Origin of the sequence: Escherichia sp. AM3 (assembly GCF_032029835.1) — a bacterium.
GTDB lineage: Bacteria > Pseudomonadota > Gammaproteobacteria > Enterobacterales > Enterobacteriaceae > Escherichia > Escherichia coli.
In genome coordinates this window covers 1-353 of sequence record NZ_JAVUPQ010000696.1, presented here as the reverse complement: position 1 = coordinate 353, position 353 = coordinate 1, and the positions used below count along the sequence as shown (strand labels likewise).

General features: G+C 59.5%; 1 pseudogene. It reads left to right on the top strand.

What is annotated here, in order from left to right:
- Positions 1-353, top strand: a pseudogene (locus tag RTW80_RS27945) (mannose-6-phosphate isomerase); the annotation flags it as partial.

The window sequence follows — 353 nt, the reverse complement described above, 5'->3', positions numbered from 1 at the left end:
CATGAGATGCTGGCGCGCAACCTCACAGACGATCGCGTCTTTGGCGTTCTCTCCTGCCACCAGCTTGGAGAGTTTTTCGATCCCGCGCGTCTGGAGGCGTTGCAGGTTCAGGTGAACCAGTGTTCCGGGGGGCTGATTGTGATCTACGGACCCGGTGCGACGCTTGTCCATCCGGGTGATGTGCTGGTGTATGCCGATCTGCCGCGTTGGGAGATCCAGCAGCGTATGCGCCGGGGTGAGACTGGGAACTGGGGCGCAGATAATCAGCAGGAAGATATGCTTCGTCGCTACAAGCGCGCCTTTTTTGTCGAATGGCGCGTCTTCGATCGCCACAAAACACCGCTGCTCAGGCG